Source organism: Hafnia sp. HMSC23F03 (genome assembly GCF_001816025.1).
Taxonomy (GTDB): domain Bacteria; phylum Pseudomonadota; class Gammaproteobacteria; order Enterobacterales; family Enterobacteriaceae; genus Hafnia; species Hafnia paralvei.
In genome coordinates, this window is sequence record NZ_KV824242.1 from 192,995 (window position 1) to 210,650 (window position 17,656).

A 17,656-nucleotide genomic window follows, 5' to 3' on the forward strand; every position below is an offset into this window, starting at 1 on the left:
GCAAGAAACTTCACCTGAACATTAATTTATGTGATCACAATGACTAAAGGGGCTGGCTGAAAATAACATTAAGATAGCTAATTAATACTGTATTCCTGAAGTTTATACATTAAAGCACGGCGACTAATCCCTAACGCTTTAGCCGTATCAATCCGGTTTCCCTGATATATTACCAGCGCTCGTTCAATAATCTCTTTTTCATACTGTTTTAAGCTCTCTTTTAATTTCATTGGTTTATCGAGTCGCTCTGCCAGTTTCGGACTATTTTCCACTACAGCAGCGTCTTGAATCATTTCTTGCTTAAATCCGATAGGCAGATCGTCAACGAAAATCATATATCCCGTACTCATAATCACGGCGTGTTCAACGGCATTAGCAAGCTCACGCACGTTACCTAGCCATGGATAATTCTCAAGCATACGAATAGCACTGACGTCAAAGCCGATAATGTCTTTATTATTTTCCGCGCTAAATTTCTGCAAAAAATAGCGCGCCAGTAATAAAATATCTTCCGGTCTTTCACGTAGAGGTAATGAATATAGGTGCATTACATTAAGACGATAATAAAGATCACGCCTGAACTCACCTTGCTCAATCATGTCACTCAAATCACGATTGGTAGCCGCCACAATGCGCACATCAATTTTGATGGTTTGACTGCCACCAACACGTTCAAACTCCTGCTCTTGTAATACGCGCAACAGCTTCACCTGCAAATTAAGTGGCATCTCACCAATTTCATCCAGCAGCAGTGTTCCCTGATGGGCACGCTCAAATAGCCCCTGCCGTTGCATTTGCGCACCGGTAAATGCCCCCTTCTCATGGCCAAACAATTCGCTCTCTAGCAACGATTCGGGCAATGCGCCGCAGTTAACCTTAATAAACGGTTGCTTAGAGCGCGGGCTATTATAATGAATCGCCTTCGCGATAAGCTCTTTGCCAGTACCGCTTTCGCCTGTGACCAACACATTGGCATGGCTCTGAGCCACTTTGGCAATGGTTCTACACAGCTCCATCATTTTAGGGTTATTCGTCAGAATTTTGTCACAGTGATAACTATCTGACAGTTCACGGTGCAGAATATTGATTTCTTGCTTCATGTTGCGTAATTGCAGCGCACGATTAATTAAAAGTTTTAACTCATCCAATTCAAACGGCTTGATGACATAATCAAAAGCGCCTAGGCGTAATGCCTCCACGGCCGTTTCAACGGCGGCATAAGCCGTCATTAAAATAATCGGCGTATCCAGCCATTTCTCTCGCATGCGCTGCAAAGCTTCAAGGCCATTCATCGTTGGCATACGGATATCCATCAACACGATGTCAGGCCTTTCTTGTTCAAAAATAACCAGTGCATCCTGACCATTATCTGCACAGAAAACCTGATTACCTTCCTGTGAAAAAACCGTGTTCAACATCCTGAGAACGTTTTTTTCATCATCAACGATAAGAATACGGCAAGGTTGGCTCATAGCAAATTCCCACTATTTCTTTTCAGAGGTAAAATAATCATGACCTTTGTACCCTGGTGAATTTTACTTTCTATTATCACGTCACCAGAGTGGTCGTTAATAATGCGCTGCACAATCGATAGTCCTAATCCCGTACCCTGTGACTTGGTGGTAAAGAATGGCATGAATATTTTCTTCTGAACGTCATCACTCATGCCACCGCCGGTATCTTTGATTGTGATCTGTATCTTTTCCATCGTTAAGCGGTTCGTTTCTATAGAAATTTCACCTTTATCGGGAATTGACTGCACAGCATTAATCAGCAAATTCAGAAATACTTGTTTCAAACCGCTAGCGTCCACCTCAAGCGCGGGAAGCGTTTCATCCAGAGAAATAGAAAAGTCTATTCGACTATTCACCCCATTGGTCTGAACTAACACCAACGTTTCTTTTATAATCTGATTAATGGAGACTTCTTGGAACAGTCTGGATTGTGGACGCGCAAAGTCTAAAAGCTGTTGAATAACTTTATTAATAGAGCGTACTTCGTGAATAATAATATCGATATATTCAATTCGCTGGGGATCGCTCTCACCCTGTTTTAAATATTGGATAAACCCACTAATAGCGGTTAATGGATTTCGTACCTCATGCGCAACCCCAGCCATAAGCTCACCGAGCGTAGCCAATCGTTCAGCCTGAGCGATATGACGCTGCATCTCTTTTTGTTCCGTAAGGTCGGTAAAAATCACCAGAGCCCCAATAATTTCATCATCGGAGTTGCGTAATTGGCTACTGCTGGCTTTGATTTGTAACACGCGTTCTTTCGCTGGATAACTGACCTCAACGCCAACGTGTTCCACGCCGTGTTTTAGCGTATCAAGCAAAGGGCTACGATATTCATCCTTTTCAAAGATAGTGGCATAGTCGTGATCAAAAAGCTCTCCTAATGAATAACCCGTAATATTAACCGCCGCCGGATTACACATAATAATACGCCCGTTAACATCAACGCTAATCATCCCGTCGGCGGCGCTTTCGATAATTAACTCATTCAAGGTTTTCGCTTCTTTCAACGCGTAAGCCAAATGGTTAATTTTATCCGCAATACCTTCCATCTCCCCTTTAAGCGGTGGCATCTTCGTATTTAAATCAAAGGGAAGTTTACTCAATCGTTCTTTAATTAAATCAACATCTCTCGATAAACGACGTGAAAATGAGAGGATCAAAAAGAGGCTGCTAATAAGGCCAATGCTAATCACGCTGATAATGCTGGCATCCATAGCCCAAGCCTGCTTATCAATATCGTTAGAAAACTCATTAGCCCAAATATAACCAATGACTTCACCCTTCCGGCGAATCGGGATCATGGCATTAAGAACGTCGCCCCTGACCTGCGACCCCGATTTGATCTCAGCTTTACCGCTTTTCATCACCGTTCTTCCGGGATGATCCTGTGCAATCGAAACGCCCACTTTACTGCCGTACAGCGCCTGTGGCGCATAGGTGATGATGGCATCGACATCTCTATGATAATAACCTGCCCCTACATTTGGAAAAGCACGCGTTATTTTTTCCGTTCTGTCGGCCAACACCTTATTCAACGCAGCAATTCTTTCTTGTCGTGAAGCCGTTGCATAGAGCGTTAAATCATCACCTAAAGCGTCATCAAGCAGGTGAGCGATAGAGTAAAGCTTATTCTGCTTCTCCTCTATCAATGCTGTTCTGCCATTCTTTTCAACAAAATACGACATCACTAAAATAGGGAGGAAAACCATAAAAACGGCCAAAAAAATCATTCGGGCACGTAACGTTGCTGGGAATAATCGATTCCCTAGTGAGATATAGGGTCTCAATAGCCACTTCATAATGATATTCCGACATAGGCGTATAAAAAATTCATATTTATGAAAATTAAGTTAAGAAAATATTTATAATGATATATTTCATTTTCGCATCATCAGAAACTCTTAATTATCACAGACAGTAAAAGCAGTAGATAAATATACGCGTTTTTAAACAATAAGCTTTGAGCACACTCTCAAAGTCTGCAATGAGTGAAGCTAGTCGAATAGAAAGGCGGTTTATCACTGATGAAGAAACACATAGCACAAGAAGAACAATCACGTTGATGATTAGATATTGCATCTTGACCTTGTGCAATGGTATACCCGTGAGACTTCAGGTTGCAGCGGCGTTTGTGACTCAGACCAGACTCATGTCTCATCCCGCGATGATGGCTGCAACTCGAACTATTTAGGGTATATTAGAATTATTGCTAATCTCCACTTATCCGAATCAGTAACGCTGCGCAACAAAACGACAAGCGGAGACAGAAACCACGGATTACACGCTATTACTGGAAAAACAATGACGACTGCAACCCACATTCATCTGCAAGTGCGCCCAATGGCGCCCAGCGACAACTCCGACATTGCTCAAGTTATTCGTGCAGTCTCAGCAGAATGCGGCCTTACCGCAGACAAAGGCTATACCGTTTCAGACCCTAACCTCGATCACCTCTTTGACGTCTATAGCCAGCCACGCAGTGCCTATTGGGTTGTTGAGCTAGATGGAAAAGTCGTTGGCGGCGGCGGCATAGCACCGCTTGAGGGGGCCGATCTCACCTTGTGCGAGTTGCAGAAAATGTATTTCTTGCCTGTATTACGCGGCAAAGGTTTGGCCAAGCAGTTGGCGCTTCAGGCGATGGATTTTGCCCGTGAGAACGGTTTTACCCAATGCTATCTGGAGACGACCGCCTCTCTCACCGCGGCTATCGCGCTATACGAAAAGCTCGGTTTTCAACATATCGACGAAGCGCTAGGCAGTACGCGCCATGTAGATTGCGAAGTCAGGATGCTAAGAGATCTGTAATCTTCCGCTCTGTTTTCAGGCCGATATATTCGGCCTGTTTTAATTTAACGAACTGCATTCTAGCCGCTCACGCCAGCGATAAGACGCTAGTATGATGATGAGTAAAACCCCCTCAGCCACCAGCATGCTCATTCCCTGTGGGCTAAACCACGTTCCCAGAATCACCGCCGCGTTTAAAACAATTGAAATCCACGCAATCCAAGGAAAGAACGGGGAGCGATATTTGATCGTCTCTTGTGGATAGAGCCCTGCGTTAACCTGCTTACGAAATCGATATTGGCACCACGCAATGACCATCCACGCCAAGCAACCAACCTGTCCTGTACTCGCAATAAGATAGAGATAGAGCGTTTGAGCCGAGATGTATTTTGTTAATAGTGAAACCAGCGCAATAGCCGCTGTAAATAAAATACCTTTAGCCGGAACGCCCTGCATATTCACGCTGGCAAAGACTTTTGGTGCGAAGCCATCCTTTGCCATCGACCACAACATGCGAGAGCTGGCATAAATGGCAGAGTTGGCGGCAGAAAGCGCAGCAGAAAGAATCACGATCAGCATGAGTGTTCCGGCGCTGGGTAAGCCGACTCGTTCAAATACCCAGACAAACGGACTCACGCCGCGGATAGGATGGTTGTAAGGATAAACCAAGGCCAAAATAGAAATCGCCAGCACATAGAAAAGAATAATGCGTACACCAATCCCTTTAATGACTTTTGGTAAAACCTTTTGAGGGGATTCGGTTTCTCCAGCCGCATTTCCAACTAACTCTACGCCTTGAAAAGAATACACCACGATAGTCATGCAAATAAAAATGCTCCACACGCCGTGTGGAAACCATCCATCAGCGGTTTTTAGCGTTGGCTGCCACGGAGTTTGGTTATACATCTGGATGATCAAATAGAGGCCAATCAAAATAAAGAAAATAATCGCGAAAACTTTAATGGCAGAAAGCCAATATTCACACTCGCCAAACACATTAGCAGACAATAAATTTACAGCGGTTAATAACAATAAAATCCCTAGGCAGAAATAATAAACCGGAATATCTGGCATAAACTGATGAGCGATTAATCCTGCGGCAGTCAAATCGGCCGCCAGTGAAAATACCCAGCTAAGCCAATAGAGCCAGCCAATGGCATAGCTCCAAATAGGATGGGGAAGGAACATCAATGCATAGTGTTGAAATGAGCCTGAGTGTGGAAACGCGCAGGAAAGCTCGCCAAGACACATCATGGTCATCATCATTACGCTACCAGCTATAAGGTAGGCCAGCAGCGTTCCCAACGGACCAACCGTATGTAATGGTTCAGCAATACCGATAAATAAACCCGTTCCAATGGTGCCTCCTAAAGACATCATCAGCAAATGACGTCTTTTGAGAGTACGCCGTAGTGTTGTTCCCTCTTGCGGGGGAGGCACTTCCTGCATACAGCTCATAGATTCCCCCTACCGGTGGGTTCTCCCACCGGTATCAGGTTAAGTATCAATATTTGAAACGTCGTTGCACACCGCGCGTTTGGCACGCCATCAATAAACCGGTGTAATCCAGTTCAAAGCTGACGATATCCCCAACTTTCAGTTGCTGTTGGCTATCTTCAATATCAACGAGCGTATGATCGCTGGTTTGGCCTAACACGCTGATGGCATCGTCTTGAGGTACACAGTTTTCAGCAGGCACGTCCTGACGACCAAACGCCAACAACGCACGTTTTCTCGTGCCGTGATCGGTAAATGACTTTGGCTGTAGGAAAGCGTCAACGCCAAGCTCCCCAACGGGAACCGTCGGTTTACTATTAAGCTCAATAATTTCTACATGCAGCATATACATATCAGAACATGCCTTGCCGACATCTTTGCCTGAATGGTGAAAAGCATCGAGATACTTCATATCCACATATTCAATGCCAAACTCATGCAATCCACCGATACGTAAATGATTTAATCCCGCAGGCCAGATACCTTTGTCCAGCAGGTGATAACTGGTGCAGTTTCCGGCGGAAAGATGCTCAATTTTCACGCCTGAATCAGTTTCGATGCGTTTAGCGATTTCAAGAAAGTCCTCGCCGTTTTTCACCGTCGGCAAGACGGTTCCATAACAGTTGAAATTAGTTCCAAGCCCATACAGCGCAAGACCCGGTAGCTCTTCAATCAGTTTTACGGTCGCCAGAATTTGCTCGTAGTGGGCAAACCAAATGCCTTCCCGTAAATCCCCCATATCAATCATTAACAAGACTTGATGAATTTTCCCCTGACGCTGGGCCTCATCTGAGAGCGCCTGCATAACCACCGGCTCACTGTTCAGACTGATATCCGCATAACGCACCACATCTTCAATTTCACTCAGGCATGGGCTACGTAATAAACAGGTCGTGCAGCCCGTGGCGCGAATTTTTTTCAAATTATAGGTACGCGATTCTGCGATCACGTTAATTCCGCCGTCTAAAACGGCCTGTGCCGTTTCAATACAACCATCAAAAACTTTATTTACTGCCATAACCTCAATACCGTGTACGGCTAACATATCTTTTTCCACACGAGCATTTTCGGTCAGTTTCTTTAAATCAATTTCAAGCGTTGGCATGTACATATTATTTCACCTCACCAGCCAGCAATTTTGCATTGCGCCTTTGAGCACGGTGATAAATCACTTCCGCCACAATGACAGCTAAAAGTGCCCCGCCGATAATTTTTCCGGCATATTGGAAATAGCCCCCCATATCGATCTGTGAAGGGGGAATAAACAGCAGACATACGGCAAAAGCGATCGAAATAAAGCCCAGAGCCGGTAGTAACACGGGTAATACGCGACCAGGAATTTTAAAACTGCGAGGCGTATCCGGCTGAGTGATACGCAGGCGATAAAATGCTGGGAACATCACCAGATAAGGAATGAAATAGGTGATAGTTGTTAACGCAGTCAGCATCCAATACGCCGCAGCAACGCTTGGGGAAACGAAAGTGGAAAAGCATAAGACAGTTACGATCAGAGCCTGCATCACCAATGCGAAAGCCGGCGTTTGATATTTAGGGTGCAGCTTACCGATACGCTCACCCAGCAAATTATCTTCACGTGAAGCCTCTTGCAGCATGTAAATTGGGCCGACTAACCACGAGTTAATTTGCCCCAGCGCACCGAAAAACATACAGACGGCCATCACGGGCAATAACCACGGCATGTGCAACGTATCAGCCGCAGAACGCATCGCCTGCATCACGCCCGCGACGATATCGGTATTGCCAGCTGGTAACAGCGTATTCAGCGCCCAGGTACCCACCATATAGATACCCACTATCACGACGGCAGAAACCGCCATAGCGCGCGGGAAATCGCGCTGAGGATTGCGAGTGCGCCCAGCAATCATCGGAGCAACTTCTAGCCCTGCAAAGGCAAACATCATGCTAGATAAGAAAACAATGGTGTCCCAATGGCTAAGGTCAGGGATCCAGTTTGCCGCCGTTGCATAGTCGGTTTGCATTTTGTGTCCAGTACACAGCCAAACAACGGCCAACAGGATCAAAATCGCGGAGGGAATAAACACGCCACACCAAGCACTGACGCTATTAATTATTTTTGTCCACTGCATGCCACGAATATTCAACAGAGTCAGCAGCCAGAATATCACCATGGAGCCAACGCCGATAAATACCTTACTTTCAGCCAAACTGTCGCTGAACATATAGCCCAACGCCGTAAAACCAAATTGCAGCATCAAAGGGAAAAACAGCACGCAGGAAAACAGAAAGCACACCACGACTATCCATGCGATGCGTTTGCCAAAGGCTTCTTTAATCCAAACGAAAATACCACCGTCTTTTGGCCAACCGGTAGACAGCTCGCCACACACCATTGCTAATGGGAAAAACAGGCAAAAAGCAGCGATAACCCACAGCAACATGGCTGATGCCCCATAAGGCGCCACGTTGGGTATTTGTCGTAAACTCAGAATCGCAATGACGTTCATAAAAACGATGTCTTTGATTCCGAGCAGACTTGAGTTGCTATTACTCATAGTCATCTCCAGAGAAAACCAGAGGGCGACCGTCGCCCTCTGTAGCAAAGGGCAAATTAGAAAATGTCGTATTTGACCATATCTTCGTAGGTGTCTTCGCGTCGAATCAGTCGATCCTTGCCCTGATGGTCAATCATCACCACCGCAGTACGTGGGCGGTTGTTATAAACCGTCTGGCTTTCAATGGTGTAGGCTCCCGCATCAAGGAACACGACGACGTCACCAATTTGGGTATCGTGCGGCAATAAGAACTCTTCCCCTTTGACGCCCATATGGAAATAGTCCCCACCGTCACACAGCGGACCCGCTAGCTTGATATACTGATCGTGCGGCTCAGTGATGCGAGAAGCGTTATAGACGTAGAAGAACCAGTCGAAATGCTGGCTGTCAGACAAAACGCTGTAGCCCGCATCCACGAATTTCCATTCAACGTGGCATTCAACATTGCCTTCTAGGTCATAGTTTGTTTTACGTTTTTCACAGGAAACATCGGTTAACAGCACGGCTGCAGAACCGGTGACTTTGCGTCCTGGTTCAATACAGATTTCAACGTCGGTACGCCATTTATGCACTTCACGAATCACTGCATCAGCAAAGTCCTGAGCCGTGATCCCTGCATACATGTTGTCTTTTAACGGATCGCCATTCTCTTCATCATATTTGTAAGGCACTGGAATGCCGCCACCCACGTTGATCAAATCAAATTTGATCCCCAAAACTTCTTCCAAACGGCGAGATTCATCTACCAACACCTTGGTCGCTTTCGCAAAAGGCTCTGACTCTGGAACCTGATCGCCAACGTGCATGTGTAAGCCACGCAGTTTCACATAAGGCATTTGCAGAATACGGCGACAGGTTTCCTCTGCCTGCTCGAGATCCAGCCCCGATTTAGCATGAAACGCAGTAACTAGCTCAGCATGAGTCGCGGAGGGAACATTCGGTTCTACGCGGACACAGACGTTGGCCGTTTTCTTCAGACGACGAGAAATTTCGTCGATATGGTCAAGCTCATACAGGCTATCGACGTTGATAAGATAGAGTTCATTATCAATAGCATATTCAAGATCTTCCGGCTTTTTCACCACGCCGTTAAACACGATTTGGCTACCGGAAAAACCTATTTCTAGACACTTACGTACCTCATAAAGCGAGTTAGCCTCTGCGCAGATGCCTGCATCTTTAATCGCTTTCAATACGCCCATCACCGAACATGTTTTTGAGGCAAAAAACGTTTTGGTATTGGCATGCGCAGAGAACGCCTGCTCAATTTCTTTGATGTTGCGCACAATCTCTGGCTCAGAAAACACATAAAACGGGGTACCGTATTTTTTTGCCAAGGCCTCGACGTCTACACCTTCAAAGCACAGTTTTCCATTATGGCTAGTGAAACGACGATCGTGCTCAATAACGTTTTGACGCAGTTGGTTATAGTTTTTAACGATGTTATCTGACATAAAATCCTCTGCTTATCGGCGGCTTGATGTGTGATATACCCATACAGATAACATTGTTATTGCAACCACCATGCCAAATTTATTTTCCTTTAAAATCAATAAAATAATAAAGCAGGTAACAAGTGGTTTTTGTCATATATTCGAAAAGTTGCCTAAGTGACGAAAATCCGTCACCTTTTGAAAGGACACACATATGCCTCCACTCGATCCAGAACTGCAGCATGCGCTTGAGATGTTTTCTCGCTTCTTCGATCTTATCCACCAGCCATTAGCGATTATTAATCGCGAGGGAAAATACGTTTATTACAATCAGGAAAGCGCAGATCTGGATGGCTATACCGTTGAGCAGGCGCTCGGCCATCACATGTTGGACGTGTACCCCAAGATGAAAGAGTCACAAAGCACCATGCTGCACTCTCTCAAACAGGGGGTGGAATATATCGGCCACTATCAGGTCTATTACAACGCTAAAGGGCAGGCCGTAGATTATCAGCACACCACCGCTCCGCTGTATGGCAGCAGTGGTGAAATGGTGGGCGTGATTGAAATTGGCAGAAACATGTCCAGCGTGCGCCGATTGCAAGAGCAGGTTGTCGAATTAAATCAATTGCTCTACTCAAATCGAGCAGAAAACACGCATGACATCATTACAGAAAACGCCGCTATGCTCGCGCTGATTGACAAAGGTAAACGCCTCGCCGTCAACGATATTCCTGTCGTCATTGTGGGAGAAACCGGCACTGGCAAAGAGCTTTTTGCGCGCTTAATACATCGTTGCAGTAAACGAGCGAAAAAGCCTTTCATCGCCCTAAACTGTGGCGCGCTACCTCCAACGTTGATAGAAAGCACTCTCTTTGGCACAGTCAAAGGCGCTTTTACCGGTGCAGAAAATAGCCAAGGTTATCTTGAACTTGCTGACGGTGGAACCCTGTTCCTCGATGAACTGAACGCCATGCCAATAGAAATGCAAAGCAAGCTACTGCGTTTTCTACAGGATAAAAGCTTCTGGAAATTGGGAGGAAATCATGAGATCCATTCCAACGTGCGCATCGTAGCAGCAATGAATGAATCCCCTACCCAGTTAATCAAACAAAATAGAATGCGCGCAGACCTGTTCTATCGTCTTGGGGTAGGAATGCTCGCGTTGCCACCGCTTGCCTCCCGCCCTGAGGACATTCTGCTTTTGAGCCGCTACTTTATTGATAAATATCGCGATGACGTTGAGCATGACATTCAGGGAATAAGTGAAAAAGCCTGCCATATTCTGCTAAAACGCTCATGGCCTGGTAACGTCCGTATGCTGGAAAATACCATCGTGCGCAGCATGATTATGCAAGAACACGACGGTCCGTTAGAAAACATTGCTTACGATGAAGAGTGTCCAGAGCTGTTCCCTGCCAGCAACACGGCCTGCGAGATAGCAGCAGAGCAAACCCATACTCTTGAGTCATTTGCCAGCAATGGCGATCTCGTCAGTCAAGTGGCCCAGTTTGAACAACAGCTGATTACCCGTGCGCTTAATCATGCCAATGGCAACGTCGCAGAGGCCGCCAAAAAACTTGGGCTATCTCGTACAACGCTGCATTATAAAATCAAAAAATACGCGATTCGATTAGGGGTATTATCTAACGGAGCTTAGCCCTTTAAGTCATAATTCACCGGCCAAAAGGCCGGTGAATTACTATGAATGACGTTTACGGAATATCTTTGTCAGAATAAAAAACACATTCATTTAATGTTTTTTAATGTACATGTCCTTGGTATAGAAATATCCAAGATTGTTAGTGTGATATCCACCGACATACGGTTTTACCAGTTTGACCACCACATATTGGTAAACAGGGATAGCGGGAACCTTCTGCGCGAGAACATCTTCTGCCTTCTGGTAAAACTGCCCTCTTTGCTCAAGGCTTCCAGCCATTGCCGCTTGCTTCATTGCCTCATCAAAATCAGCGTTGCTAAAGCCCGTGGTATTTTGGCTATCGCCAGTACGGAAATTATTTAAGAAGGTTGAAGCATCATCATAATCGGCGATCCATGCATAGCGAACCAAGTCATAAGTGCGGCTGTGCATGGTGTCTAACATGGTTTTCCATTCCTGATTTTGCAGTTTGGCTTCCACGCCTAAATTCTTTTTCCACATCGAACTTGCCGCAATAGCAATACGCTGATGGGACTCCGAGGTATTGTAGAGTAAATCAAAACTCAACGGTTTCGCTTCGCTAAAACCAGCCTCTTTCAGCAATTTCTTCGCCTCGGCGATCCGCTGTTCATGCGTCCAGCTTGCGTAGTCTGGTTTCTTGAACGTCACACCACCGGTCGTATCCTGACTCGTCATCCACGCAGGCCGCTGTCCTTGCCCTAATACTTTTTCAGCAATAATATCTTTATCTAAACCAAGGTTTAATGCCAAACGCACTCGAGGGTCATTAAACGGCGCTTTTGTTGTATTGAATTGGTAATAATACGTCGCCAGATTGGGTTCAACATGAACCTGCTCACCCAACTGCGCTTTTAACGCTTTAAATTGAATCTGCGGAACCGGATAAGCAATATCGATTTCTCCGGCTTTATAACGATTTATATCCGCTGTTTCAGATGCAATAGGTAAATAAGTCACACGGTTAATCACCGTATGGGCATCATCCCAATAGTTTTTATTACGTTCTCCAACCACTTTTTCATTCACAACCCATTGTGAAAGGGTATATGCGCCGCTGCTGACGAAATTTCCCGGCTGAGTCCATTTATCGCCATATTTCTCTACGGTTTTCTGGCTGATAGGCACTAATGAGCTATGCGCCAGCATCGAAAGAAAATAGGCCACCGGCTGATTCAGCGTTACCTGTACGGTTTTATCGTCCAGCGCTTTGATGCCAAGCGTATCCGGTGATTGCTTGCCCGCCACGATTTCCCCTGCGTTGTCGACATGCATGTTATTAAGATAGCTGCCATAAGGAGAAACCGTTTTAGGATCGACAAGCCTACGCCAGCTAAATACCACATCCTGCGCGGTAATAGGCTCGCCATTCGACCACTTAATATCCGGTCTTAAATGAAACGTCCAAACGCGGTTGTCTTTATTCTCCCAGCTTTCCGCCAATCGAGGCTCTATGCTGCCATCGTGTTTAATGCCTACCAGCCCATCAAAAAAATCGCTAATAATATTAAACTCAACGTCGCTCTCAACCTTATGCGGGTCAAGCGATGCGGGTTCACTGCCGTTATTTCTGACGAGTTCCTGCTTAGTCGCCAGTTCTGTTCCTGCGGGGATAACCGCCGCCAGCGCAGAGCTACACATTCCCATTAGCCCTAATGTAAGCCAGATATTGCGTTGTATTTTATGTTGGTTTGCAGCCATTACGTTCACCTTATGCAGTGATTTTTATAGGTATTATTTGTTTAATCTCTATGGCTTCGATTTACAATGAATTTAACTAACTATTTACATTAGATGTGACATACCGCATTTACATCACGCGCCTATTTATTCAACGCGTAATTCAACACTGATAAATATAAAAACTAACCAAAAAAATACGCAAAAAAAATCCGGTGCCATTACTGACACCGGATCCACTGTTCTCTATGAGAAGTTAAAGATTAATGGCGAACGCCGTTATCATCTTCGTCAACGCCTTCCGCGTCGTCTTCATCACCTTCGTCGCCTTCTTCACCATTTGGATCTTCGAAGTAGGTACCCCAGCCGTCATAATTCACGTTCATTTTTTCGGCCAGATTCATCAGCTGTTCAACCTGAGTGTCGATAACTTCCGCATTCAGGCCGACTTCGCTGATCACGTCACAGCACATCAGCAATGTACCGTCTTCGACTTCCAGCTCTTCGGCATCCGTCACTTCGTAACCCAGCTTGAAAGCTTCAACCGCCGCTTTCTCTAACAGCTCGAAGTTATCCGCCGAAAGGTGATGCTCAATGGTGTATAACGCGTCCGGATCGCTGCCATCATCCAGCAGTTCTTCAATGATCAGGCGAGTTTCTTCACGTTGTTCTTCTAATAGCTCAGGGTTTGCCATGTCTTTGTCCTCAATCTGTGTGCAATCGCGCTAGTTTCATTCTCCCACAGCCACGGCTGCGCCTCCATAAGAAACGTGAATATTTCTCTGATAGGGGTTGATTTTGAATTTTAATACACATAATGTGAATATTAATTCATCAAGCACAATAAAAACACAACTGGGGATGGGCACTATGAGTCAGCTATATCAGCATCACTTTCTTAGATTATTAGATTTCACTCCTGCGGATATCGCATACCTACTCACTTTAGCCGCTGAGTTGAAACAGGCTAAAAAGGCAGGCAATGAACCGCAGACGCTGAAAGGCAAGAATATCGCGCTCATCTTCGAAAAAGACTCCACCCGAACCCGTTGCTCTTTCGAAGTTGCCGCTTATGACCAAGGTGCCAGCGTGACCTATTTAGGCTCCAACGGCAGCCAGATTGGCCACAAAGAATCCATTAAAGACAGCGCACGAGTTCTGGGCAGAATGTACGACGCCATTCAATACCGTGGCTGGGGACAAGAGGTGGTCGAAACGCTGGCTCAGTATGCCGGAGTGCCGATTTGGAACGGGCTTACCGACGAATTCCATCCAACCCAAATTTTGGCCGATTTGCTTACGATTCAGGAGCATATGCCAAACACCCCCCTATCGCAGGTAAAACTCGCGTATTTGGGCGACGCACGCAACAACATGGGTAATTCTCTGCTGGAGGGTGCCGCACTGATGGGAATGGAACTACGTTTAGTTGCCCCCAAAGCCTGCTGGCCGGAAGCGGAGCTGGTGGCTCAGTGCCAAGCTATTGCCGATAAAACCGGAGCCAAGCTCGTTCTCACCGAAGATCTCGCTGAGGGCGTGAAAGATGCCGATTTCCTGTATACCGACGTTTGGGTTTCTATGGGAGAACCGAAAGAGGTGTGGAAAGAACGTATCGCGCAGCTACTGCCGTATCAAGTCAACATGAACGTGATTAAGCTAACAGGCAATCCACAGGTGAAATTCCTGCACTGCCTGCCTGCATTTCATGACGATCAAACCACCGTCGGCAAACAGATGGCGGAACAATACGGCTTACATGGCGGAATGGAAGTCACCGACGAAGTATTCGAATCTGAACATAGCATTGTGTTCGACGAAGCGGAAAATCGCATGCATACCATCAAAGCTGTGATGGTAGCGACGTTGGGTAAACTCTAATTACAGCTCTACTCATCAACAAATCAGCGCGCCTGATATTCATCGGCGCGCTGATTTTATTTTTAAATCGCGGTCACTGCTTCAGGCCTAATACAGGTGCCTTTTTCTCGACGTAAAATTGCTTCGGCATCGGATAAAGCACCAATGAATGCCGTTCCGCCAGTTTGTTCGACAAACTCAATGACGGCCTCCGCCTTTGGCCCCATGGCACCATCCGGTGCAGCAAAAGGACGCAATATTTCAGGCGTAACATCACGCAAAGCTCTCGCCTGCGGCGTCCCCCAATCCTGATAGACCGCATCTGCGTCGGTTAAAATCATCAAATATTCAGCTTGCAGCTCTTGGGCTAGTAAAGCAGCGGATAAATCCTTATCGATGACCGCTTCAACGCCACAATAGCCATGTTGATTAGCAATCACCGGCATTCCACCGCCCCCGGCACAAACTACAATATGATCGCTATCTAGCAAGCACTTAATGGAGGCAAGCTCTACCACCTTCCTCGGCTTAGGCGAGGCCACAACTCGACGAAAATATTGGCCATCCGCTTTCATCGTCCAGCCATAACGCGCCTCTGGCTCATGTTGCTGATCGGGAAGGTATACAGGGCCAATAAATTTACTCGGATGCTGGAACGCGGGGTCATCTGCCTCCACTTGAATGCGTGTCAAAAGAGTAACCACCTGTGGAATACTCTCTTTTTGCTCCAGCGTTTGAGCAATCATATACCCCAACATTCCCTGAGTTTCAGCCACGAGAATATCCAACGGATACGCAGGCGTTTGCTGATCCAAGGCACCTTGCAACGCAAGTAAGCCTACCTGTGGGCCATTACCATGCACAATCACCACTCGATAATTTTTGACCAGACCAGCAACCACCTCAGCCACCTGAGTAATATTTTTGTACTGATTTTGGGCCGAAAGAGTTTCTCCACGCTGTAAAATAGCGTTTCCTCCCAGCGCGATAACAACGGTTGGTTTCATTTTATTCCCCATAAAAAGCGTTAATTTGTTGGGGTAAAAATAAGTTTATTTAAAATATAAAATGTGATGGTTGCTACATTTAAAATATAGCCTATTATTTTTTTATAATCGGAATACCACGGCGCCACTTAATTAAATAAAATTGAATAATAGATTTTTTAATTTTTTTTACTAATAAGCCTTCAAATAAGAAAACTTACCTTACAATAGATCAAATGTGATTTATCTCACCAGAATCCCCTTACGATTATTATAGCTTACCGTCATAGCGATTTGGCACGAACCATTTTTCATTATAGCTATGCCCAATAATTTCAATATTTGGGACGGTAGCATTTTTGACACCCAGTACCACCGATTGAATCAGTGATAGGGATGAGCAGAACAGCTAACGCTCCAAAGGCTAGAAGTGCTGGGTATTCAGGGGAGTATCTTATGTCACAATCGATAGAGCATGCGGGCTCACCGCAAAAAACGGGCATACCTGCTTGGTGGGTAACCGTATTTTTATTCTGGCTCGGCTGGATATTTATGTATGCAGACCGTACGGTATTGAACCCAGTGATGGGAGAGCTACAAAAAGAGTTTGGATTAAATGGAACACAATTAGGAATACTTAATTCAGTTTTTTATTTTTCCTATGCACTACTGCAAGTCCCAGCAGGAATTCTAGGCGACAAAATCGGTAAGAAAAAAGTATTAGTCCCTGGGTTTTTATTATTTGGCATTTTCACCGCCGTCACCGGATGGGCGAAAACGTGGACCACGCTACTATTTTCTCGCGTCGTTACCGGTGCTGGAGAAGGGACTTATTACGGCCCTCAATATGGTTTATCTTCTGAACAAATTCCTAAGAAATATCGTTCTCTGGGCAGCGCCATCATTAACAGCGGTATGGCATTCGGTATTGCTCTTGGACTGATGTCATCAAGCTGGCTTGTTTACGATCAGGGCCACAGTTGGAGAATGCCGTTTTACGCGATGGCCGTGCCAAGCATCCTAACCGGCTTAGCTATCTGGTTCTTCGTTAAAGAAAAGAAACGCAGTGCTGTCACCGCCGATGGCGTCGCGGTTAAAAAAGGCAAATTCAGTGATTTGCTGAAAAACCGCAACCTGCTGTTGGTCTATCTGATGGTGTTCTGCAGCCTGTTTGGCTTCTTCGTCATCCTGACATGGCTGCCCTATTACCTTCAAAGCGAACGCGGGATCCCTGGCAGCGCAACTGGCTTTATCTCGTCGTTGGTGGCGTGAATTTCGATTCCTGGCGCTCTGCTGTTCTCAACCATTTCAGACCGTTTAGGCAAACGTAAACCGCTCATTTTGATTCTGGTTCCACTCGCCATTCTGAGCATGCTCTCCATCGTTTGGATGCCGACCATGGGCGGCGTTATTGCAGCGCTATGTATCTACGGTTTGGTTGGCAAGCTCGCGCTCGACCCAGTTCTGGTGGCTTTAGTGGCCGATAGCGTAGACGAAAATAACTACAGTACCGCCTTCGGTTTATTCAACTTTATCGGCATGAGTTCCTCTATTTTGGCGCCGATCATCGCGGGTGCCGCTCGCGATCTCACCGGCAGTTTAGCCTCCAGTTTCTACGTATCAGCAGCCCTCTTGGTCATTGGCCTGTGCGGCATGTTGTTCCTGAAAGAAAAGAAATAATCCG

12 protein-coding genes and 1 pseudogene are annotated in these 17,656 nt (G+C 45.9%); 4 read left to right on the forward strand and 9 right to left on the reverse strand.

Annotation, left to right across the window (positions count from 1 at the left end):
- Positions 1-77 precede the first annotated feature (77 nt).
- Positions 78-1,472: an acetoacetate metabolism transcriptional regulator AtoC gene (gene atoC / locus HMPREF3091_RS19425; RefSeq protein WP_070718191.1), complete on the reverse strand. Its 1,395-nt coding sequence runs from the start codon at positions 1,470-1,472 to the stop codon at positions 78-80.
- Positions 1,469-3,319, reverse strand: coding sequence for a two-component system sensor histidine kinase AtoS (gene atoS / locus HMPREF3091_RS19430; RefSeq protein WP_256385893.1), 1,851 nt, complete (start codon positions 3,317-3,319; stop codon positions 1,469-1,471). Before atoS ends, atoC begins: the two co-directional genes overlap by 4 nt.
- A 502-nt stretch (positions 3,320-3,821) precedes the next feature.
- On the opposite strand from atoS, the gene HMPREF3091_RS19435 reads away from it, so the two are divergent.
- The gene (locus HMPREF3091_RS19435) at positions 3,822-4,325 is read left to right on the forward strand and encodes a GNAT family N-acetyltransferase (protein ID WP_070718198.1); all 504 of its coding nucleotides are present in this window, start codon (positions 3,822-3,824) and stop codon (positions 4,323-4,325) included.
- 39 nt (positions 4,326-4,364) lie between these two features.
- Here the strand turns inward: HMPREF3091_RS19435 and HMPREF3091_RS19440 are convergent, their stop codons facing one another.
- Genes HMPREF3091_RS19440 through lysA form a run of 4 tightly spaced genes read right to left on the reverse strand, consistent with a single transcriptional unit; the run spans position 4,365 to position 9,789 of the window.
- Entirely contained in the window at positions 4,365-5,762 is a 1,398-nt protein-coding gene (locus HMPREF3091_RS19440) for an amino acid permease (protein ID WP_070718201.1), read from the reverse strand.
- Positions 5,763-5,808: 46 nt separating this feature from the next.
- Positions 5,809-6,912 carry an alanine/ornithine racemase family PLP-dependent enzyme gene (locus HMPREF3091_RS19445; protein ID WP_070718204.1) on the reverse strand — a complete coding sequence of 368 codons (1,104 nt, stop codon included), beginning with the start codon at positions 6,910-6,912 and terminating at the stop codon, positions 5,809-5,811.
- 1 nt (position 6,913) lies between these two features.
- Positions 6,914-8,335: an APC family permease gene (locus HMPREF3091_RS19450; RefSeq protein WP_035504391.1), complete on the reverse strand. Its 1,422-nt coding sequence runs from the start codon at positions 8,333-8,335 to the stop codon at positions 6,914-6,916.
- 56 nt (positions 8,336-8,391) lie between these two features.
- Positions 8,392-9,789: an ornithine/lysine decarboxylase DokD gene (gene lysA, locus HMPREF3091_RS19455; RefSeq protein ID WP_004097228.1), complete on the reverse strand. Its 1,398-nt coding sequence runs from the start codon at positions 9,787-9,789 to the stop codon at positions 8,392-8,394.
- 193 nt (positions 9,790-9,982) lie between these two features.
- Here lysA and HMPREF3091_RS19460 point away from each other — a divergent pair, with 193 nt between their 5' ends.
- On the forward strand, positions 9,983-11,428 hold the full coding sequence (locus HMPREF3091_RS19460; RefSeq protein ID WP_070718207.1) for a sigma-54 interaction domain-containing protein: 1,446 nt from the start codon (positions 9,983-9,985) through the stop codon (positions 11,426-11,428).
- Positions 11,429-11,521: 93 nt separating this feature from the next.
- Here the strand turns inward: HMPREF3091_RS19460 and HMPREF3091_RS19465 are convergent, their stop codons facing one another.
- On the reverse strand, positions 11,522-13,150 hold the full coding sequence (locus tag HMPREF3091_RS19465; protein WP_070718210.1) for an ABC transporter substrate-binding protein: 1,629 nt from the start codon (positions 13,148-13,150) through the stop codon (positions 11,522-11,524).
- Between the two features lie 242 nt (positions 13,151-13,392).
- Complete coding sequence (gene rraB / locus HMPREF3091_RS19470; protein WP_070718212.1) at positions 13,393-13,824, reverse strand: ribonuclease E inhibitor RraB; 432 nt, start codon at positions 13,822-13,824, stop codon at positions 13,393-13,395.
- Positions 13,825-13,990: 166 nt separating this feature from the next.
- On the opposite strand from rraB, the gene argF reads away from it, so the two are divergent.
- Complete coding sequence (gene argF, locus HMPREF3091_RS19475) at positions 13,991-15,007, forward strand: ornithine carbamoyltransferase (protein WP_083321471.1); 1,017 nt, start codon at positions 13,991-13,993, stop codon at positions 15,005-15,007.
- Between the two features lie 62 nt (positions 15,008-15,069).
- Here the strand turns inward: argF and HMPREF3091_RS19480 are convergent, their stop codons facing one another.
- Positions 15,070-15,993, reverse strand: a complete 924-nt coding sequence (locus HMPREF3091_RS19480) for a carbamate kinase (protein WP_070718218.1) — start codon at positions 15,991-15,993, stop codon at positions 15,070-15,072.
- 435 nt (positions 15,994-16,428) lie between these two features.
- On the opposite strand from HMPREF3091_RS19480, the pseudogene HMPREF3091_RS19485 reads away from it, so the two are divergent.
- Positions 16,429-17,652: pseudogene (locus tag HMPREF3091_RS19485) on the forward strand (MFS transporter).
- Positions 17,653-17,656: the final 4 nt, after the last annotated feature.